Below are 20,521 nucleotides of genomic sequence, written 5' to 3'. Positions count from 1 at the left end.
CTGGTTTTCCCCAAGGAACACACACCATGATATTACACTGTAAAAGCTACCCAAACCTGTACAAGGACTCCGTTTCCCTGATGCAGGTTTCCGCCAAACTCAACGCGCTCGAGGGCGTGAAACAGGCGTCAGTGGCGATGGCGACCGACGCCAACATAGAGCGCATGCGCGATGCCGGCATGGCGGTTGAGGTCAGCGCCAAGCCCAACGACCTGCTGATTGCGCTAATAGCCGATCAAGAGGCGGGCCACAGGGCGCTAGCGCTGGCAGACGAGCTGCTGCTGTCCGCCAACAGCGCAGGCGATCGGCAGGGCATCGTTCGCCGCAGCCCGAGCAGTATTGCGATGGGCGTCGAACGCCAGCCTGAATCAAATCTGGCGCTGATCTCTGTGCCGGGCCGCTACGCCGCCGCCGAAGCGCTTAAGGCACTCAAGCTCGGCCTGCACGTCATGCTGTTTAGCGACAACGTACCTGAATGCGAAGAAGTCGACATCAAGCGCTACGCTACGGCGCACGACCTGCTGGTTATGGGGCCGGACTGCGGCACCGCTATCGTCAACGGCTTACCGCTGGGCTTCGCTAACGCCGTGCGCCGCGGAGCTATCGGTCTGGTCGCCGCATCCGGCACGGGTTTACAGGAGGTCAGCTGCCGCATCCACCATCTGGGCGAAGGCGTCTCTCAGGCGCTGGGCACGGGCGGACGCGATCTACACGAAGAGATCGGCGGTCAAAGCATGCTTCAGGCGATCAAAATGCTGGCGGAAGATCCAGAAACGAAACTGATTGTCCTTATTTCCAAACCGCCGTCTCAGGCAGTAACCGAAAACGTACTCAGCCTTGCCGGGCGCTGCGGCAAGCCCGTCGTGGTCCACTTTCTCGGCGCAGAGCCAGCCAGCCTCGAACGCTATGGCGTGATCCCGGCGCAGGATCTTCAGAACGCCGCCGATACCGCCGTTGCAGTGCTGCGCGGCGCCAGCCTTCCGACCGTCGAGCAAGCGCCTCAGGCGCTCTGCGACCAGGCGATGGCGGACATCGCCCATATGGCCGTCGGGCAGACCGACATTCGCGGCGTGTTCGCGGGTGGCACTTTCTGCTACGAAGCACAGCTGGCGCTGATTGAAAGCGGACTCGCCTGCGAGTCAAACGCGCCGGTGAAAGGCGCAAGTGAACTGAAAGACCCGGCGCGCGGCCACGGCCACAGCCTTGTCGACATGGGCGACGACCAGTTCACCCAGAGCCGCCCTCACCCTATGATCGACCCTACGCTGCGCAACGCTCGTCTGTTGCAGGAAGCCGCCGCCCCCAGCACAGCGGGCTTACTGTTCGACATCGTGCTTGGCTACGGCGCCAGCCTCAACCCGACGGAAGAGCTACTGCCGATTCTGGCGGAAGCCAGACAGCAGGCCCAGCGGCAAGGCCGTCGGCTGCTGCTGATTGCCCACGTCTGCGGCACTGAGAACGACCCACAGCCCCGCCAGCAGCAAATCGACGCGCTGCGCCAGGCCGGCGTTCTGGTCGCCCAAAGCAATGTACAGGCGGCCCGGCTTGCCGCCTTTGTCGCCCAGCAAAGGAAATAAACGATGACAACCCTTTTTAAACAACCTCTTCAGGTCATTAGCCTCGGGCTAAACGGTTTTTCCGACAACCTTCACCAAGCGGGCGGCACAGCGCTTCATCTGGAGTGGCAACCGACCTCGGAAGGCGACGCGCAGGCAAACTGGACGCTGGCGACGCTGCTTAACGATCCGCGCATTGAGGCGGCCAACGACGTCGCCCTCCAGCGCTATCTGGAGGCACAGCCGACGCTGGTGGGCATCAGCACCGCCTGTCAGGAAATCGATGCGCTCAGCCGCGAACGCCGGATCCTACACGCAGGCCCGCCTATTGACTGGAAAAACATGTGCGGCCCGATGCAGGGCGCCATTGCCGGCGCTATCGTGTATGAAGGCTGGGCGCCAGACGTTGACGCAGCGATGGAAATGGCCGAGCGCGGCGACATTGCGCTGGAGCCGTGTCACCACTACCACGCCGTTGGCCCAATGTCCGGCATTATCAGCCCGTCAATGCCGGTCTGGGTGGTTGAAAATACGGCCCACGGCAACCGAGCCTTTAGCAACTTCAACGAAGGTCTGGGAAAAGTGCTGCGCTTTGGCGCTAACGGCGAAGAAGTGCTGACGCGCCTGCGCTGGATGAAAGAGGTGCTGGCCCCGACGCTCGCCAAAGCGCTCGAATCGACTGGCTCCATTGAACTCAAGCCAATGATCGCACAGGCACTGCACATGGGCGACGAATGCCACAACCGAAACGCGGCGGCCAGCGGCCTGTTTTTTAAGCGTCTGGCGCCGCACCTGGCCCGACTGGAAAAAGGGCCTGAAGCGCTAGAGTTTATGGCGGCTAACGACCACTTTTTCCTCAATCTGTCGATGGCGGCCTGTAAATCGATGCTGGACGCCGCCGCCAACGTACCCTGCAGCACAATGGTCACTGTCATGGCCCGCAACGGCGTCAACTTCGGCGTTCGCCTTTCCGGCACCGGCGACCGCTGGTTCCAGGCCCCCGCCAACCCGGTCGACGGTCTGTTTTTCCCCGGTTATGGCGTTGAGGACGCTGCGGCGGACCTGGGCGATTCCGCAATTACCGAAACGGCGGGCATCGGCGGTTTCGCCATGTCAGCATCGCCGGCAATCGTCAAGTTTGTCGGCGGCACGCCGGACGACGCCACTGCGCACAGCATGACCATGCAGGAAATTACGCTGACGCAGCACCCGGCGTTTACCCTACCGGCGCTTAACTTTGCCGGTTCCGGCGCGGGGATTGACGCCAGACGCGTAGTCGATCGCAACATCCTACCAGTGATCAACACCGGCATAGCCCATAAGCGCGCTGGCGTCGGTCAGATCGGCGCGGGCATAACTACCGCGCCGCTGCCCTGCTTTGTCAACGCGCTCAGCGCGCTGGCTCACACGCTGGAGTCACATCAATGAGTACAGGAAAAATCGCCGTCGTCGCCGTTGGCGGCAACGCCCTCATCCGTAGCCCTAAAGAGGTGACGCTCGACGCGCAGTATCAGGCGGTCAAGGAAACGGCTCGCCACGTCGTCGACCTGATTGAAGCAGGCTGGCGCGTCGTGCTGACCCACGGCAATGGCCCGCAGGTTGGCTTTATCCTACGGCGCAGCGAAATCGCCAGCGCCAACGTTCCCACCGTGCCGCTGGAATACGCTGTCGGCGATACGCAGGGCGCCATCGGCTTTATGTTTCAAAACGCGCTAAGCAACGAGCTGGAACGTCGTCGTATCGGTAACACGCGCGTCGTCGCTCTGGTGACGCAGACGCTGATCGCCCCTGACGACGCCGCGTTCTCCTCGCCGGACAAGCCTATCGGCGCCCACATGGATCAAGACGTCGCCGAGCGGCTCGCTCGCGAGCAGGGCTGGACTATCGCCGAAGACTCAGGCCGCGGCTGGCGCCGCGTTGTCGCCTCACCGAAGCCGATAGAAATTATCGAAACGCCGGTCATTCAAAGCCTGCTCGCTAATGACACGCTGGTGATCGCCTGCGGCGGCGGCGGTATTCCCGTCGTACGTCAAGAGGACGGAACCCTGACGGCAGCCCAGGCGGTTATCGATAAAGACCGCGCATCGGCCCTGCTGGCTATCGAACTCAAAGCCGACATGCTGCTGATCCCAACCGGCGTGGAACAGGTTGCCATCCATTTTGGCACGCCGCAACAACGCTGGCTTGACGAACTCACCGTCGACGAGGCCAAGGCGCTGCTGAACAGCGGGCAGTTCGGCGCAGGCAGCATGTCGCCCAAGGTGGAAGCCATGATGACCTACCTGAACGGACAGCCTAACGGCGTCGGCCTGATTACCAGCCCCGAAGCGATGGGGAGAGCGGTGACAGGTTCTGGCGGCACGCGCTTTGTTCGATAACGCCATGTCGGCTCCGTTTTACGACGTAAAGCGGAGCCGTTTGAATATAACCACTCCAAACAGATGAGAACATTCGACATGTCAGACAACAAAATCCTCCTGGCGGTAAACGGTACCCTGATGCGTGGCCTAGAGCTTAACCCAAACATGCTGGCCGCTGGCGCCGAGTTTGTCTCCGAGGAGACGACCGCCGCCTGCTATCGCTGCTGGACTATCAACGATCGTCACCCCGGCATGATCCGCACGCCGGGTCAGGGTAAAAGCATCGCGCTAGAGGTATGGGCCGTTCCGCCCGCCGGTCTGGGCGATATCCTGCAAAAAGAACCCGCCGGGCTGTGCATCGGCAAAATTGAACTCGCTGACGGCCGTGAAGTGCTGGGCGTACTGGCTGAACCCTGGCTGGTAGAAAACCAGAAAGAGATCACCGAGCTTGGCGGCTGGCGCTCCTATACCGGCCACTACTACAGCGAATAATCGCTTAATTTAAGGAGGAAACCATGAGCGCTCTGCCCCCTTCCTTTCGTCCTAAACTCTGGGTCGCTGGCGACCTGAACGCCTTTTTCGGCCTGTTCACCAACGTGCTGCTTAACGTGCTGGTGCTCTCAGGTCTGGCCCTGTACGTCGCCCAAATTCCGCCCGATACCGTCTACGGCCGCATCCTGCCCGCGCTGGGCATCGCGCTGCCGTTAGGAAACCTGTTTTACGCTTACTTGGCCTGGCGTCTGGCAAAGCGCGAAGGCCGCAGTGACGTCACCGCCCTGCCTTACGGCCCCAGCGTGCCGCACATGTTTATTGTGGTGTTCGTGGTCATGTTGCCAACGCTGCTTATCCATAAAGACTGGATGCTGGCCTGGAAGCTAGGACTCATCTGGGCGATGATCGTCGGCCTTATCGTGCTGGCCGGCGTGCTGGTCGGCCCCGCTATCCGCAAGTATACGCCCCGCGCAGCGATGCTCGGCACGCTAGCCGGTATTGCCATTGCGTTTATCGCCATGCGCCCGGCCTATCAGATGTTTGATTCCGCCTGGATAGGCCTGATCTGCTTCGCCATCATTCTGATTAACTGGGTCGGCAATATCCGGCTGCCGTTCGGCCTTCCCGGTGGACTCGCGGTGGTGCTGGTCGGCTGCGGTCTGGGATGGGGCGCAACGCTGCTGGGCATGAGTGACGTGATGAACCCAGCCGCCGTCGCCGACGCGGCGAAAATGTTCTCCCTACACCTGCCGTCACTGTCCGGCGATGTGTTCTCCGTGCCGACAGAGCTTGTCTGGCCGCTGCTGGTAACCGCGATCCCGCTGGGAATTTTTAACTTTACCGAAATTCTCAACAACGTGGAGTCCGCCTCGGTCGGCGGGGACAGCTATAATCTGCGCGCGGTGCTGGCGGCCGACGGCATCGGCGCCATCGTCGGTGCACTACTCGGGTCGCCCTTCCCGCCCGCCGTCTATATCGGACATCCCGGCTGGAAGGCCATGGGCGGACGCATCGGCTATTCACTGGGCACTGGCGTTTGCATGGCGTTAGTCTGCTTTCTGGGCCTGACCGCGCTGCTGCTGTCAATTATTCCGCTGGTCGCCATTGTCCCTATTCTGCTGTTTATCGGCCTCGTCATCGGCGCGCAGGCGTTTCAGGTTTCGCCGAAACGCCATGCGCCTGCAATCGTACTGGCACTGGTGCCTAACATCGCTGAATGGGCCAAAACGCAGGTTGACGGCGCACTGGCGGCGGCGGGCGTAAATACCGTCCAACTGCCTGCCGACGTTGTTAACAACATGGCAAACAACGGCGTGCTGTATCACGGTATGGCGGCAACCGGCGGCGGCGCCGTGCTGGCCGGACTGATGCTGGGCGCGATCGCCGCATTCGTCATCGACCGACGCTTTAACTGGGCGGCGCTCTACTCTGCCGCAGCCACGATGCTGTCATTCTTCGGCTTTATTCACGGGCACCAAATGGCGCTAAACGCCTCCCCTACGGTGACGTTCGGCTATGCCGTCAGCACGCTGCTGTTTATTTTCCTGGCCTGGAAACAAATTCGCGAGCAGGGAAAGGCGGACTGGTCACCAATAGACAACGGCGACGAACCGATGCACTAATTTCACAGACTCAGACGGCGGCCTCAGCGCCGCCGTCGCGCTTTTTTCCTCTTATCGCGCTGCTTTAAATATAATCTACAATCGCGTATATTTTAAAAGCGGCATATAGCGCACGTAGAGATGATAAATTACTCGCCATTAGTTAATAAAAAGTTATTTATTAATTAAAAAAATCCGCAATAAAATACATTTAATATTAATTATTAACATTTCTTGATTTCTCTCTCCGCCACATTAAAATTATGCAATAAAATTTAAAAATTTTTTTATTATTAATAATCAAATAGATAACCCAAAAAACTCCTATTATCGTCCTTTTCTGCATTGTATTCATTTGTCCCACAATGATCGGTATCAATTTTTACGGTATACTGCTTTGTTAGTATCACCGGGCAATTTTAGTCTTTATTTAGGCGCACGAGATTTATTCAGTGAAAACAGACAATCCTATTGCAGCGCTATCACCTGCTGCTATGGCGCAGGTTGCCGAAAATGCTGGCGTATATAAAGCCAACAAACACCCCGCAATTACCTTTTGCTCGGCGATTTTGGCGGGCGTATTTATCTCTATCGCATTTGTTTTCTATATTACAGTCACTACTGGTACTGCTGACGTGCCCTTTGGCATGGCGAAATTTCTCGGCGGTGTCTGTTTCTCTTTAGGCCTGATGCTAGTCGTCGCCTGTGGCACCGACCTCTTCACCTCCACGATTATGATCAGCGTTGCCAAAGCAACCAACCACATTACGTGGGGTCAAATGTTTCGTAACTGGGTTAACGTTTACTTCGGTAACCTAGTCGGCGCACTGCTGTTTGTTGCTATTATTTTTATGTCAGGCCAGATAATGGCGGCTAAAGGGCTTTGGGGCCTGAACGTGCTGCAGACGGCAGATCACAAGCTGCACCACAGCTTCCTTGAAGCCGTTGCTCTTGGTACCTTGGCTAACCTGATGGTGTGTCTGGCCGTATGGATGAGCTATGCCGGGCGCAGCCTGATGGACAAAATGTTTGTCATGATTTTACCGGTTGCGATGTTTGTCGCCAGCGGCTTTGAGCACAGCATCGCTAACATGTTCATGATCCCGATGGGGATTGTGATTAAAGAAACTGCCTCGCCGGAATTCTGGCAGGCCATCGGCAGCACGCCGGAACAGTTTTCAAGCCTGACAGTTGGTAATTTTATTGAAAGTAACCTGATCCCCGTAACGATAGGCAACATCATCGGCGGGCTTATGGTCGGTTTGCCCTTCTGGGCTATGCATTTACGCGGCGAGAAGCATTGACAGACGCTTTTTGCAGAATGAAATATCTCCATTTCCTTAAGTATATAAAGGTAGGTGAAAAATGACCGAGCTTAAAAAAGAGTTTGTCAGTGCCTGGGAAGGTTTTACTGGTGGTGACTGGCAGCACAATGTCGACCTCCGCGACTTCATCCAGAAGAACTACACTCCGTATGAAGGCGACGAATCATTCCTGGCCGGTGCTACCGAAGCGACAGACAAGCTTTGGGCCAAAGTGATGGAAGGCATCAAAATCGAGAACCGCACTCACGCGCCTCTGGACTTTGATACCGATGTTGCTTCTACCATTACCTCTCACGACGCAGGCTACATCGAGAAAGATCTGGAAACTATCGTTGGTCTGCAAACTGATGCGCCTTTAAAGCGCGCCATCATTCCGTTTGGCGGAATCAAGATGGTTGAAGGTTCTTGTAAGGTCTACGGTCGCGAGCTGGATCCTCAGCTAAAGAAAATCTTCACCGAATACCGCAAAACTCACAACCAGGGCGTGTTTGACGTTTATACCAAAGACATCCTGAACTGCCGTAAGTCTGGTGTACTGACCGGTCTGCCTGATGCCTATGGTCGCGGTCGCATCATCGGTGACTATCGCCGCGTTGCCGTATACGGTATCGACTTCCTGATGGCCGACAAGTATGCCCAGTTCAACTCTCTGCAAGAGAAGCTGGAAAACGGCGAAGATCTGGAAATGACCATTCAACTGCGCGAAGAAATTGCTGAACAGCACCGCGCTCTGGGTCAAATGAAAGAAATGGCTGCCAAATACGGCTGCGATATCTCTCACCCAGCGACTAACGCTCGTGAAGCCGTTCAGTGGACCTACTTCGCCTATCTGGCTGCCGTTAAGTCTCAAAACGGCGCTGCTATGTCATTCGGTCGCGTATCCTCCTTCCTGGATATCTACATCGAACGCGACATGAAGAAAGGCCTGCTGACTGAATCTCAGGCACAGGAACTGATCGACCATCTGGTTATGAAGCTGCGTATGGTTCGCTTCCTACGTACCCCTGAGTACGATGAGCTGTTCTCTGGCGACCCAATCTGGGCAACCGAATCTCTGGCCGGTATGGGCCTTGACGGTCGCACCATGGTCACTAAATCCAGCTTCCGTTTCCTGAACACCCTGTACACCATGGGCCCGTCTCCAGAGCCAAACATGACCATCCTGTGGTCTGAAAAGCTGCCTCTGGCATTTAAAAAGTATGCTGCTAAGGTCTCTATCGACACCTCATCCGTTCAGTATGAGAACGATGACCTGATGCGTCCTGACTTTAACAATGACGACTACGCCATTGCCTGCTGCGTAAGCCCAATGATTGTCGGTAAGCAAATGCAGTTCTTCGGTGCTCGCGCTAACCTGGCAAAAACTATGCTGTACGCGATCAACGGCGGTATGGACGAGAAGATGAAGATCCAGGTTGGCCCGAAAGAGTCGCCAATGACCGATTCCGTTCTGGAATTCAACAAGGTCATGGACCGCATGGATCACTTCATGGACTGGCTGGCTAAGCAGTACGTCACCGCCCTGAACATCATCCACTACATGCACGATAAGTACAGCTACGAAGCCTCTCTGATGGCGCTGCACGATCGCGACGTTGTCCGCACCATGGCCTGCGGCATCGCCGGTCTGTCCGTTGCGGCTGACTCCCTGTCTGCCATCAAGTACGCTAAAGTTAAGCCAATTCGTGACGAAGACGGCCTGGCCGTTGACTTCGAAATCGAAGGTGAATACCCGCAGTTCGGTAACAACGATCCGCGCGTTGACGATATCGCCTGCGATCTGGTTGAGCGCTTCATGAAGAAAATTCAGAAGCTGCGCACCTATCGCCACGCGATCCCAACCCAGTCTGTTCTGACCATCACCTCTAACGTGGTTTATGGTAAGAAGACCGGTAACACCCCTGACGGACGCCGCGCTGGTGCACCGTTCGGACCAGGTGCTAACCCAATGCACGGCCGCGATCAGAAAGGTGCTGTTGCCTCTCTGACCTCTGTTGCTAAACTGCCGTTCGCCTACGCAAAAGACGGTATTTCTTATACCTTCTCAATCGTACCGAACGCTCTGGGTAAAGACGACGACGTGCGTAAAGCTAACCTTGCCGGTCTGATGGATGGTTACTTCCACCACGAAGCCTCTATCGAAGGCGGTCAGCACCTGAACGTTAACGTTATGAACCGTGAAATGCTGGTTGACGCTATGGAACACCCTGAGAAGTATCCTCAGTTGACCATTCGCGTATCCGGCTATGCCGTTCGCTTCAACTCTTTAACCAAAGAGCAGCAGCAGGACGTTATCACCCGTACGTTCACCCAAACGATGTAATTTCAACTCCGGTTGAAATAGCATAGAATAAAAGGCTCCACCTAAGGTGGAGCCTTTTATATTTATCTCTTTCTACGAGTATCGGTGCTTTGCCGGAAATCCTGCTTTAGACGGTGTAAAATAAAAGGGTCTCAGGCAAAGCAATAAACGACAGGGCTGGAAATCACAGCCCCTATGGAGCCATCGCGCAATGTCAGTAAAAGGTCGTATTCACTCTTTCGAATCCTGCGGTACCGTTGACGGGCCAGGTATCCGTTTTATCGTATTTTTTCAGGGCTGCCTAATGCGCTGCCTCTACTGCCATAACCGAGATACTTGGGATACGCACGGCGGGACAGAAATCGAAGTCGAAGACTTAATGAAGGAGATCGTGACCTATCGGCACTTCATGAACGCGTCCGGCGGCGGCGTGACGGCTTCCGGCGGTGAAGCAGTTCTGCAGGCTGAGTTCGTTCGCGACTGGTTTCGCGCCTGTAAAGAAGAAGGTATTCACACCTGTCTGGACACCAACGGCTTCGTTCGCCGCTATGACGCGGTTATTGACGAGCTTTTGGACGTTACTGACTTGGTCATGCTCGACCTTAAACAGCTAGATGACAGCGTTCACCAGAATCTGGTCGGCGTCTCCAATCACCGTACGCTAGAGTTTGCCCGCTATCTGGCCAAGCGCAACCAGAAAACCTGGATCCGCTACGTTGTTGTTCCCGGCTGGTCCGACGATGAGAAATCTGCCCGCATGCTTGGCGAGTTCACTCAGAACATGACCAACATCGAAAAAATCGAACTACTGCCCTATCACGAACTGGGTAAGCACAAGTGGACGGCCATGGGCGAAGAGTACAAGCTCGACGGCGTCAAGCCGCCTAAAAAAGAGACAATGGACAAGGTCAAATCCATTCTGGAAGAGTACGGACACAGGGTTATTTATTAATCTCAGGTTTAGCCGCACAAGGACGCATTGTGAAAAAGGATTTTCAACCCAGCCCTCCTTCGGGTTCTGTGGGAAAAACGCCGACGCTTCTGCGCCGTAAGTGGCTATGGATAGCTATCGCTGCCGCAGGCGTGTTGGTATTAACCATTACGTTTACGATTAGATTTATCGTTTTCTCCCCTACCGTTTCTAAAAACTATCAGTTTTATCATTCTGTCGCCGAACGGGTGAAATTGGATCGGCAGGTGATTTCCCTGCTGGGAGAACCGCTGGACGTTCACCCAATTCCCCTCACCAGCCCCTGTAAAAACCGAGAATGTACTGACTTCACCTCTCTGATAAGAGGCAGCAAAATGACGGGGCAGATAGAGCTAGAAGCCGTTTATTCCAACGAGAGCTGGATAATCCAATCCGTTCGACTAAGACTGCTAGCGTCAAATAGCGGCATTCTGCCGGACTTCAGTTTATCTACTATAAAAAAGAATCAGGTTATCGAGCTAGATATTAAAGACGCGTCGTTAAACCAATGACTTATCGATAAGGCAAAAGCAGTAAAATCCCGCGACTAGGCGCGGGATAAACAAAGTTAAGACATCCGCTCGGGTTACTGCATCGTCAATGGGCGATGATAGCGACCCGCCTTACGAAACAGCATGGTCATAAATACCGCAGCAGACACCGCAATGACAACAAACAGCAGCTTGTCTGAATACTGCTGCATCAACATCGCCGTAAGCGCTGGCCCTAACAGACTGCCAACGGTATAGCTCAATAACAGCGTCTGGTTCATCGCAATAAGCTCGTCAGAGCTCGCCCGTTCACAGCCCCACGCCATCGCAATAGGATAAAGAGTAAAGCCGGACAGCCCCAGCATAAACAAAGACAGCGCCAAAGAATCGCCACCCAGAACGCTAAGAGCGCTGATGATAATAACAAATACCTGAATGCGTAAAATAAACAGTCGGCCAAAGCGGTCCGCCAGCTTGCCAATGGGCAACTGCCCCATCATTCCTGCACAGACGATGAGCGCCATCCAGTAGCCAACGCGCGCGTTGTCATAGCCGATATGGGAAAGATAAAGCGGTAACAGGCCGTACAGCGAGCCTAAAACAACGCCTGACAGCATACAGCCGACAACGCCGATCCGAGCATCTTTTCGCTTCACCATAGACCAAACGTGATGACGTTTCCCATCTTCACTCACCGGCTTAGGCATGCGCATAAACAGCAGCGGCAGCAGCGAAGCAATTAGCACACCAGTTGCCCAAGGCAGCACGCCATGCAGTGCGGTTGGCAGTGCACCTAGCAGTATTTGGCCAAGCAGTGTCCCCGTGTAGTAAACCAGCATATAGGCAGCCAAAAGCTGGCCGCGGCAGCGAAGCGCGCCGTTGTACAGCAGCGCACTCTCTACAACAACCCAGATCATCGCGCAGGCAATCCCCGCCAGAAAGCGCCATGCGCTCCAGGAAATAAAACCGACAGAAATGCCTAAAAGAAGCGTTGCAGCAATAAACAGCGCGCAGGCACCGTGATAGGTTTTGACAAAGCCAAACGTCTTAATCAAGGCTCCTGCTATCAGTGCGCCAACTAGATTACCTGCAAAATACGCTGAGCTCACAACCCCCACCTGCCAAGTAGAAAGGGATGCGTGATTAAGCCAAAGGGGAACCAGCGTGTTTAAAACCGCCATCGACGTTGTAAACAGCAACAGCCCGGCTAACAGAAGCAGCACGGGACGACTAAACGCGGACATGTTTATGCCAATAAGGGAAGGAAGATATGTGTGACGGCGATCATCCCACTGCGGTAAAAAATGTCAATGGGAATTGCTGAAGATAAGTAAAAATAGCGGCACGGCAGCCCGCGCCGCTCGACTTATTAGAAAAATAGCGTTTTTGATACTACTGTAGGCTGAACCCTTGTCTGCCAGTCGCCCAGTGTCGCCTTCGCCAGCAGCGCAATTCCTTGATAGAACGGATGGCCCGCATGCTCTTCCAGCAGCGTAAAGAAGCGACCGCTCCACGGCAGCATATGTTCCCCTAACAGCACACTCAGCTGCTCAGGGCGATTTTCTGCCAGCCATGCCGCCATCATCAACAGCAGGCCAATATGGTCTTCTGGCTCGCGCATTTCCTGCTCAACGCTAATACCTAATGAACCCTGCCAGGCGCGCAGTGCCAGTGTCGATTCACCAAAAACCACCATTTCTCTATCGAGGTAAACAGAACCCCATGGCGGCGTTGGCAAAGCATTGGGGCCGATAAACAGAGTCTGATAGGCCTCAGGCAACAGCGCATGTTGCTCTTTAGTCAACCCCTGCTCTATCGCAAGTGCCGCTGCGTCAAGCTCAGCCGGGGATCCACAGGGCCATTCGTCGCGCCAGTCGGGCTGTTGAAACAGGCTCAACAGCGCGGCAGTTTCTTGCTGCTCTGGGCTGTAATACAGCAAGGCGCCGAGCATTCTTCCGGTTAAAGAAATCGCGCTTAAATCGCTGTCAGTCAGCGTAACGGATGAGTTCATAACATACCTTATTTATTGCTTCTGGCACTGGTAAAACAATGGAATAACATACCAGATAAAGAAGCGACGCCTCCGAGAAGACGCCGCTTGATAACGTTAACCGCCGAAAGTCATGCCAACGGTCATGTGCAAATTGTAGAATACTGCACGGCCAATCACTTCACCGCCAACAACCACAATGAACCCTAGCAGCATACTCGCCGTTCCCGGCTGCTGACCGCGCACCATCGGGTAAATCCACAGTGCTAGGCCTATAGCAACCAGCGCAACGCGAAGCGCCATCAGTGAAGCGTAGTTAGGCACCATGACTGCCACTGACGTCACAGAGCTAGACATACTGCTCAGCTCGGCGCTTTGCATCATGCCAAAAGCGGCACTAACAATCAGCGCCATCACGCTGACAGCAGCAAGCGCCTTACCGCTACACGTGCACTGACGGCCTTTAAGCAGGCTGCCAAGCAGCGGACCGCCGACAAGCGCAGTCATAAAGAAGCTCAGCGTTGTATAGCCGCTATGCCAGGTCGGTACGGTATCAATCTGGTACACCCTGCTCATAGCGTAGATAAATACCACCCCGGCAATCATGGCAACGATAAGCCACAGTTTACCCAACGCCGCGGGCATTTTACCCATCATTGCCAGAAGCCAATAAAAGCCGCCAAGGGCAAAGAAAGCAATACCGCACGCGATCTCATTACTGAGAGCGGATTCACCAACGCGATTAAGTGAGTTCATCGCGCGAGCGATGGTGCCTAAGTGCATCATGGAAAGCAGGAAACCGATACCCAGTAGCACCCAAATAAAAAACATACCTTTATGAACTGATTTACGCTGTGCTTCATCCGTTTTACTGCACAGAAGCGAAAGCCCCATCACAATAAAACCACCTACGGCGCACTGACCCAGTACAGTAAACAGCATCAGAGGCCATTCATGCCATCCCAGTCCCATCTTATACCTCCTTTGGATTGGATAAATGACCTGTCTTGTCGCCAACAGGGCGGGCACAGGCGTTAGGCTTCAGCACGATATTCGGCTGGGTATACTTGGCTTCCGGCAGCGGTGCTACCTCCGCCAGCGTACCGTAGCGCTTGCGCAGCTCGTCAATTGGCCCGAAATCCAGCGCCCGCAGTGGGCAGGACTCTACACACATCGGCTTTTGACCTTCGGCAACCCGTTCATGGCAGCCGTCGCACTTGGTCATGTGCCCTTTCGCGGCATTGAACTGAGGCGCGCCGTACGGGCAGGCCATGTGGCAATAGCGGCAGCCAATACACACTTCCTCATTCACCACCACAAAGCCATCGTCGCGCTTGTGCATGGCACCGCTTGGGCACACTTTGACACAGGCGGGATCGGTACAGTGGTTACAGGCAATGGAAAGATAGTAGGCAAACACGTTCTGATGCCAAGTATCTCCGTCTTTTTGCCAGTCTCCTCCGGCATACTCATAGATGCGGCGGAAGCTGACGTCCGGCGTTAAATCTTTATAGTCTTTACACGCAAGCTCGCAGGTTTTGCAGCCCGTGCAACGACTTGAATCTATAAAAAAACCGTATTGCGTTGTCATTGGCTACTCCTTAAATCTTCGCGATTTCAACCAGATTGGTGTGCTGAGGATTACCCTTGGCCAGCGGAGATGGACGCAGTGTGGTCAACACGTTGATACAGCCTCCGTGGTCAACCCCTTTGACGTCCGGCGTGTACCATGCCCCCTCTCCCAGCGCAACGACGCCCGGCATCATCCGCGGCGTTACCTTCACATTGATTTGCGTTTCACCGCGATCGTTAAACATACGGATCATATCGCCGTTCTGAATACCGCGCTCTTTTGCATCCAGCGGGTTCATCCAGATCTCTTGAAGTGCAGCAGCCTTAAGCACATCAACGTTGCCATACGTCGAGTGACAGCGCGCTTTGTAGTGGAAGCCGATAAGCTGTAGTGGGAACTTCTTGCGCAGCGGATCGTCCGCACCTTCAAAGGTTGAAACGTGGATCGGCAGCGGAGAGATAACCTCATCCTTTTCCAACTCCCAGGTTTTCGCGATCTCTGCCAGCTTTTCTGAGTAAATTTCAATTTTGCCTGACGGCGTCGACAGCGGATTAGCCTGCGGATCTTCACGGAAAGACTTATAGGCGATGGTATGCCCGTTCGGGTCTTTACGCTTGATAATGCCCATTTCACGAAACGCGTCAAAGCTTGGCAGCTGTGGGTCTTTATCACAAGACAGCTGATACAGGTGGCGTAGCCACTCCTCCTGCGTGCGACCTTCGGTAAACTGCTGCTCAACGCCCATGCGCTTGGCAATTTCTGTTGTCATTTCATAGATAGAGCGGCACTCAAACTGCGGCTCAATCGCCTTGTCGGCAAAAATGACATAGCCCATGTTGCCGGAAGAGGCATCAAGGCAGAAGTCCGCCTGTTCTGACGTCGTGAGATCCGGCAGCAAAATGTCGGCACACTTTGCGCTGGCAGTCATGTGGTTATCAATGACCACAATCATCTCGCACTTCGTGTCGTCTTCCAGAATTTCCAGCGTTTTATTAATATCCGAGTGCTGGTTTACCATGCTGTTGCCAGCATAGTTCCAGATAAACTTGATTGGCTGTTTCAGGCGATCGGTATTGCGCACGCCGTCGCGGGTGGCGGTCATTTCCTGCCCGCGCACAATGGCGTCGGTCCACAGGAAGAACGAAATGCTGTCCTTTACTGGATTAGTCAGCGTCGGGAAGCGAACAAATGGGATCGCATAGGAGCCTTCACGAGCGCCGGTGTTACCACCGCTGATACCGACGTTACCCGTCAGGCAGGCCAGCGTCGCAATCGCTCTCGCCACTTGCTCACCGTTCGCGTGGCGCTGTGGCCCCCATCCCTGACAGATGTAGGCCGGCTTGGCGCCGCCGATCTCTCTTGCCAGTTTGATGATGCGGTCAGCAGGAATGGCCGTGATTTTTGACGCCCACTCCGGCGTCTTGGCAATGCCGTCGTCCCCTTCACCAAGAATATAGGCCTTATAGTGACCGTTGCGTGGTGCACTGGCTGGCAGTGTCTTCTCATCGTAGCCAACACAGTATTTATCAAGGAACGGCTGATCGACCATGTTTTCCGTAATCAGCACGTAGGCAATGCCCGCAACCAGTGCCGCGTCCGTTCCCGGCGTAATGGGGAGCCACTCGTCTTCACGACCCGCAGCGGTATCGCAATAGCGAGGGTCAATAACGATCATTCTGGCGTTAGAACGCTCGCGAGCCTGCTCAAGCAGGTAAGTGATCCCACCGCCGCTCATTCGGGTTTCTGCCGGGTTGTTACCAAACATCACTACCAGCTTGGTATTTTCAATATCGCTGATACTGTTGCCCGAACCGCCGCCGTAGGTATAGCTCAAGCCGGTACTGATCTGCGCCGTACTGTAGGTATTGTAGTGATTCAGATAGCCGCCACAGCAATTCATCAGGCGAGCAATGAGAGAATTTCCCGGTGGCCATGAGCGCGTAACTGTGCCGCCCAGTGTACCGGTCGCATACTGCAAATAAACCGCCTCATTGCCATAGTCCTTAATAACGTGCTTTAGGCTATTGGCGATTTCATCGTACGCCTCTTCCCAAGAAATACGCTTGAATTTGCCTTCGCCGCGTTTACCAACGCGTTTCATTGGATATTTCAAGCGGTCGGGGTTATAAACGCGGCGACGCATAGAGCGCCCGCGTAGACAGGCTCGAACCTGATTATCAGCGTATGCGTCTTCACCAGTATTGTCCGTTTCGACGTACTTTATCTCACCGTTCACTACGTGCATGCGCAGCGGGCAGCGGCTACCGCAGTTAACCGTACAGGCACTCCAGACAACTTTTTCATCCGCCGAACTGTGTGGCGCAACAGTACCCGCTTTCGCTTTACCAAACGGCAGAGAAACGCCGCTTGCCGCTAGGGCTAAACCTCCGATCGCACCAGTTTGTACAAACGTACGCCGACTTACTGGTAACGCTCCAGAGTTTCTCTTTTTATCAAGGCTCATAGCTCACCTACTTGCTGTTATAGATATATCAGGCCTCTTTTATTGCGCCGCTTTGTACGAAAAATACACCAATAGCAAAGCATCGCTAAAAAATCACCTGGTTAAACTGCTGACTTCCGAAATAATCAGAAATAGAAAAGAACCACAAAAATCGAGCGGCACTTAAAATTGATAGATATTTATCGTCAATAGCGTTATTTATTTTTTCAGAAAGAAAAGTATATTTAGGGCACTTCTATTTGTATCTATCTTGGCTAGTTATACTATGCCAAAGTGAAGAGGGAGCTTGCGCTTAGTCAAAGAAGAGTCACTTAATAGATTTAAAGGATAAAACAACCTAAAAAAGATGATTAATCAGCATAAAAAATCAAACAAATCAGCCTAATAACTCCATGTATTTTCTTAAATAATGGTTAGACAATAATAATCATTATCAAAAAATCTCTCTGTATTAACACAATTTTTCACCGCATTTCTTAAATATTATCAATAGCCACAGCTATTATCTGATGACTTCATTAAAATAAAAGAAAATAAAAAGAAACAAAAAAGCAGCGCTATCGTGTCTATTATTCTGTTTGAAATAAGAATAAAAAATGCCCGATAAACGCTTTTGTCGCTTATCGGGCATGTGTTATAGCATCAATGCGATTAACCGATATACTCCAAGCCGCCCATATAGGCGCGCAGAGCCTCAGGCACTTCGATTCGACCGTCTGCCTGCTGGTAGTTTTCCAGTACGGCAACCAGTGTACGACCAACCGCCAAGCCTGAGCCATTCAGCGTGTGGACTAGCTGAGTCTTTTTATCGCCCTTGGCCTTAAAGCGAGCCTGCATGCGGCGAGCCTGGAAATCCCACATGTTTGAGCAGGAAGAAATTTCACGATAGGTATTCTGCGCCGGAACCCAGACCTCAAGATCGTAGGTCTTGCGTGAGCCGAAGCCCATATCGCCCGTACACAGCAACACTTTTCTATACGGCAGGCCGAGCAGCTGTAGCACTTTCTCAGCGTGCCCAGTCAGCTCTTCCAGCGCGTTCATTGAGTCTTCTGGACGCACGATTTGTACCAGCTCAACTTTATCAAACTGGTGCATACGAATCAGGCCGCGAGTATCACGCCCGTAAGAGCCCGCTTCAGAGCGGAAGCACGGCGTATGCGCCGTCATTTTTAACGGCAGTACATCTTCTTCAAGGATCTCATCGCGCACCAAGTTGGTGACCGGCACTTCTGCCGTTGGGATCAGACCATAGTTGCTGCTGTCCGCTTCTTCAGCCAGCGGCTTGGTGTGGAACAGATCTTCACCAAACTTCGGCAGTTGCCCAGTACCAAATAGAGTTGCCTGATTAACCAGGTAAGGAACGTAAGTTTCGGTGTAACCGTGCTGTGTGGTGTGTAGATCGAGCATAAAGTGAGCCAAGGCTCGGTGCATACGGGCAATCTGCCCTTTCATCACCACAAAACGAGCGCCGGTAAGCTTCACCGCGGCAGCAAAGTCTAGCCCGCCGCTTAACTCGCCCAGATCGACGTGATCGCGGATAGGAAAATCAAATTTGCGCGGCTCACCCCAGCGACTGACTTCGAGATTGTCGCTATCGTCTTTACCGAAAGGCACTGACTCGTCAGGAATGTTGGGGATCACGGACACTGAATCATGAATTTCTGCCTGCAGCTTATCCAGCTCGGCCTTTGCCGCATCCAGTTTTTCACCCAGCAGGTTAACTTCACGGCGCAGAGGCTCGATGTCTTCCCCACGCGCTTTGGCTTCACCGATGGATTTGGATCGGGAATTACGTTCAGCTTGCAGCGTTTCTGTTTCTACCTGCAGAACCTTACGACGCTCTTCCTGCCGACGTAATGTATCTACATCCAGTTTATAACCTCTGCGAGCCAGTTTTTCTGCGGTTGCATCCAGCTCATTACGTAATAAATTCGGATCCAGCATGCTAATCCCGTGCCTATCTGTTTTTGAATATTAATAATGATATCAGCGCCTCAAAGAGGCGCTGATAAGCCTTGTACTCGTGTACCTTACCGCAACCTATCGGCTAACGGTAGCGTTTTGTGACGCTATTTTGATCCTGCTCAGTCAGCCAGTTTAGCTTTTCAGCAATCTTGGTTTCCAGACCTCGAGGTTCGGGGAAATAGTAGCGATGGCCGTCCATTTCCGGAGGAAAATAGCTTTCACCCGCCGCATAGCCGTTAGGCTCATCGTGGGCATAGCGATATTCAGCGCCAAAGCCGATCTCTTTCATAAGCTTCGTCGGCGCATTGCGCAAATGTACCGGAACGTCATAGTCTGGCCGTTCGCGGGCGTCCTTCACGGCAGCCTTAAAGGCGGTGTATACCGCATTACTCTTAGGTGCACAGGCCAGGTAAACGATCGCCTGTGCGATTGCTCTTTCGCCTTCTGCGGCGCCTACACGGGTAAAGCAGTCCCAGGCGGAGATAGCCACCTGCATACCGCGAGGATCGGCATTGCCGACGTCCTCAGAGGCAATCGCCAGCAGTCTTCTCGCAACGTAAAGCGGATCGCCGCCGGCAGTCAAAATTCGTGCATACCAGTAAAGCGCCGCATCGGGAGCTGAACCTCTCACTGACTTATGCAACGCGGAAATCAGATCGTAATAGCGGTCACCCTGATTATCAAAGCGTGCGCTTCGCTCGCCAGACACCTCTTTCAACAGAGATGTTGTTAACACACGCTGGCCGTCCGGCGATATTTCCGCCATGTCGGCCATCATTTCCAAACAGTTTAGCGCCCGACGGGCGTCGCCGTTGACCAACTCAGCCAGCAGCTTACGAGACTCATCCGGCAGCTGAATATTCTGCTTACCATAACCTCTCTCTTCATCGCTCATGGCCTGTAGCAGAACTTGCTCAATGTCTTCAGCGTCCAGCGACTTAAGCAAATATACCCTTGCCCTTGATAAAAGCGCCGAGTTCAGCTCAAACGAAGGGTTTTCCGTCGTCGCGCCGATAAACGTGATAGTTCCATCCTCAACATGAGGCAAGAACGCGTCCTGCTGGCTTTTATTGAAACGGTGAACTTCGTCAACGAACAGAATAGTTCTTCTTCCCGCATCGCGATTGATGCGCGCCCTCTCGATCGCTTCACGAATCTCTTTAATGCCTGAGGTAACGGCAGAAATGCGTTCTATATCAGCGTTGGCATAGCGGCCAATAATTTCCGCTAGCGTGGTTTTTCCCGTTCCGGGTGGCCCCCAAAGGATCATGGAGTGAAGCTGACCGGCGGCAATGGCGCGCGGCAAAGGCTTTCCGGGAGAAAGAAGGTGTCGTTGACCGATATACTCTTCAAGAGAGCGCGGCCGCATACGGGCCGCCAGCGGTTGAAATTCGTTTTGTGAAAAGTCGAGAGAAAGGTTACTCACGCAAGC

16 protein-coding genes are annotated in these 20,521 nt (G+C 53.9%); 9 read left to right on the top strand and 7 right to left on the bottom strand.

The features are described from left to right. The first annotated feature begins 26 nt into the window (after positions 1-26). The 9 genes from fdrA (at position 27) to DQM29_RS06815 (ending at position 11,118) form a co-directional block, all read left to right on the top strand. Positions 27-1,577, top strand: coding sequence for an acyl-CoA synthetase FdrA (gene fdrA, locus DQM29_RS06855; RefSeq protein WP_172622631.1), 1,551 nt, complete (start codon positions 27-29; stop codon positions 1,575-1,577). 3 nt (positions 1,578-1,580) lie between these two features. After that, positions 1,581-2,984: a YlbE family protein gene (locus DQM29_RS06850; protein ID WP_111739994.1), complete on the top strand. Its 1,404-nt coding sequence runs from the start codon at positions 1,581-1,583 to the stop codon at positions 2,982-2,984. Further along, entirely contained in the window at positions 2,981-3,934 is a 954-nt protein-coding gene (locus DQM29_RS06845) for a carbamate kinase (RefSeq protein WP_111739993.1), read from the top strand. Before DQM29_RS06850 ends, DQM29_RS06845 begins: the two co-directional genes overlap by 4 nt. 78 nt (positions 3,935-4,012) lie before the next feature. Next, positions 4,013-4,408 (top strand): allophanate hydrolase-related protein, encoded by a 396-nt coding sequence (locus DQM29_RS06840; protein WP_111739992.1) that lies wholly within the window; start codon positions 4,013-4,015, stop codon positions 4,406-4,408. Positions 4,409-4,431: 23 nt separating this feature from the next. Then, positions 4,432-6,030 (top strand): regulator, encoded by a 1,599-nt coding sequence (locus DQM29_RS06835; RefSeq protein WP_111739991.1) that lies wholly within the window; start codon positions 4,432-4,434, stop codon positions 6,028-6,030. A gap of 431 nt (positions 6,031-6,461) precedes the next feature. Further along, the gene (focA, locus tag DQM29_RS06830; protein ID WP_111739990.1) at positions 6,462-7,313 is read left to right on the top strand and encodes a formate transporter FocA; all 852 of its coding nucleotides are present in this window, start codon (positions 6,462-6,464) and stop codon (positions 7,311-7,313) included. A gap of 61 nt (positions 7,314-7,374) precedes the next feature. Further along, positions 7,375-9,657: a formate C-acetyltransferase gene (gene pflB, locus DQM29_RS06825; RefSeq protein ID WP_111739989.1), complete on the top strand. Its 2,283-nt coding sequence runs from the start codon at positions 7,375-7,377 to the stop codon at positions 9,655-9,657. 190 nt (positions 9,658-9,847) lie between these two features. Then, positions 9,848-10,588 carry a pyruvate formate lyase 1-activating protein gene (gene pflA / locus DQM29_RS06820; RefSeq protein ID WP_111739988.1) on the top strand — a complete coding sequence of 247 codons (741 nt, stop codon included), beginning with the start codon at positions 9,848-9,850 and terminating at the stop codon, positions 10,586-10,588. A 29-nt stretch (positions 10,589-10,617) separates the two neighbouring features. Further along, complete coding sequence (locus DQM29_RS06815; RefSeq protein WP_111739987.1) at positions 10,618-11,118, top strand: hypothetical protein; 501 nt, start codon at positions 10,618-10,620, stop codon at positions 11,116-11,118. Between the two features lie 74 nt (positions 11,119-11,192). Here the strand turns inward: DQM29_RS06815 and DQM29_RS06810 are convergent, their stop codons facing one another. The 7 genes from DQM29_RS06810 to DQM29_RS06780 form a co-directional block, all read right to left on the bottom strand. Further along, positions 11,193-12,341 carry an MFS transporter gene (locus tag DQM29_RS06810; protein ID WP_111739986.1) on the bottom strand — a complete coding sequence of 383 codons (1,149 nt, stop codon included), beginning with the start codon at positions 12,339-12,341 and terminating at the stop codon, positions 11,193-11,195. Between the two features lie 125 nt (positions 12,342-12,466). Then, positions 12,467-13,108 carry a Tat proofreading chaperone DmsD gene (gene dmsD, locus DQM29_RS06805; protein WP_111739985.1) on the bottom strand — a complete coding sequence of 214 codons (642 nt, stop codon included), beginning with the start codon at positions 13,106-13,108 and terminating at the stop codon, positions 12,467-12,469. 96 nt (positions 13,109-13,204) lie between these two features. Beyond that, positions 13,205-14,059, bottom strand: coding sequence for a DmsC/YnfH family molybdoenzyme membrane anchor subunit (locus tag DQM29_RS06800; RefSeq protein ID WP_111739984.1), 855 nt, complete (start codon positions 14,057-14,059; stop codon positions 13,205-13,207). A gap of 1 nt (position 14,060) precedes the next feature. Then, positions 14,061-14,678 carry a DMSO/selenate family reductase complex B subunit gene (locus tag DQM29_RS06795; RefSeq protein ID WP_111739983.1) on the bottom strand — a complete coding sequence of 206 codons (618 nt, stop codon included), beginning with the start codon at positions 14,676-14,678 and terminating at the stop codon, positions 14,061-14,063. A gap of 10 nt (positions 14,679-14,688) precedes the next feature. Next, complete coding sequence (locus tag DQM29_RS06790; RefSeq protein WP_111739982.1) at positions 14,689-17,124, bottom strand: DmsA/YnfE/YnfF family dimethyl sulfoxide reductase; 2,436 nt, start codon at positions 17,122-17,124, stop codon at positions 14,689-14,691. 651 nt (positions 17,125-17,775) lie between these two features. Next, positions 17,776-19,068, bottom strand: coding sequence for a serine--tRNA ligase (gene serS / locus DQM29_RS06785; protein ID WP_111739981.1), 1,293 nt, complete (start codon positions 19,066-19,068; stop codon positions 17,776-17,778). A gap of 103 nt (positions 19,069-19,171) precedes the next feature. Continuing rightward, the gene (locus tag DQM29_RS06780) at positions 19,172-20,515 is read right to left on the bottom strand and encodes a replication-associated recombination protein A (RefSeq protein ID WP_111739980.1); all 1,344 of its coding nucleotides are present in this window, start codon (positions 20,513-20,515) and stop codon (positions 19,172-19,174) included. Positions 20,516-20,521: the final 6 nt, after the last annotated feature.

The sequence above is a fragment of the Leminorella richardii genome, assembly GCF_900478135.1.
Taxonomy (GTDB): Bacteria; Pseudomonadota; Gammaproteobacteria; order Enterobacterales; family Enterobacteriaceae; genus Leminorella; species Leminorella richardii.
The sequence above is the reverse complement of the archived record's forward strand: the minus strand, read 5'-3'. Positions and strand labels throughout refer to the sequence as shown.

Coding starts and splice junctions, on each gene's coding strand:
- DQM29_RS06835 (WP_111739991.1), top strand. CDS start 4,432: ATGAGCGCTCTGCCCCCTTCCTTTCGTCCTAAACTCTGGGTCGCTGGC.
- DQM29_RS06850 (WP_111739994.1), top strand. CDS start 1,581: ATGACAACCCTTTTTAAACAACCTCTTCAGGTCATTAGCCTCGGGCTA.
- serS (WP_111739981.1), bottom strand. CDS start 19,068: ATGCTGGATCCGAATTTATTACGTAATGAGCTGGATGCAACCGCAGAA.
- DQM29_RS06840 (WP_111739992.1), top strand. CDS start 4,013: ATGTCAGACAACAAAATCCTCCTGGCGGTAAACGGTACCCTGATGCGT.
- fdrA (WP_172622631.1), top strand. CDS start 27: ATGATATTACACTGTAAAAGCTACCCAAACCTGTACAAGGACTCCGTT.
- DQM29_RS06790 (WP_111739982.1), bottom strand. CDS start 17,124: ATGAGCCTTGATAAAAAGAGAAACTCTGGAGCGTTACCAGTAAGTCGG.
- DQM29_RS06810 (WP_111739986.1), bottom strand. CDS start 12,341: ATGTCCGCGTTTAGTCGTCCCGTGCTGCTTCTGTTAGCCGGGCTGTTG.
- DQM29_RS06795 (WP_111739983.1), bottom strand. CDS start 14,678: ATGACAACGCAATACGGTTTTTTTATAGATTCAAGTCGTTGCACGGGC.
- pflA (WP_111739988.1), top strand. CDS start 9,848: ATGTCAGTAAAAGGTCGTATTCACTCTTTCGAATCCTGCGGTACCGTT.
- DQM29_RS06845 (WP_111739993.1), top strand. CDS start 2,981: ATGAGTACAGGAAAAATCGCCGTCGTCGCCGTTGGCGGCAACGCCCTC.
- pflB (WP_111739989.1), top strand. CDS start 7,375: ATGACCGAGCTTAAAAAAGAGTTTGTCAGTGCCTGGGAAGGTTTTACT.
- DQM29_RS06800 (WP_111739984.1), bottom strand. CDS start 14,059: ATGGGACTGGGATGGCATGAATGGCCTCTGATGCTGTTTACTGTACTG.
- dmsD (WP_111739985.1), bottom strand. CDS start 13,108: ATGAACTCATCCGTTACGCTGACTGACAGCGATTTAAGCGCGATTTCT.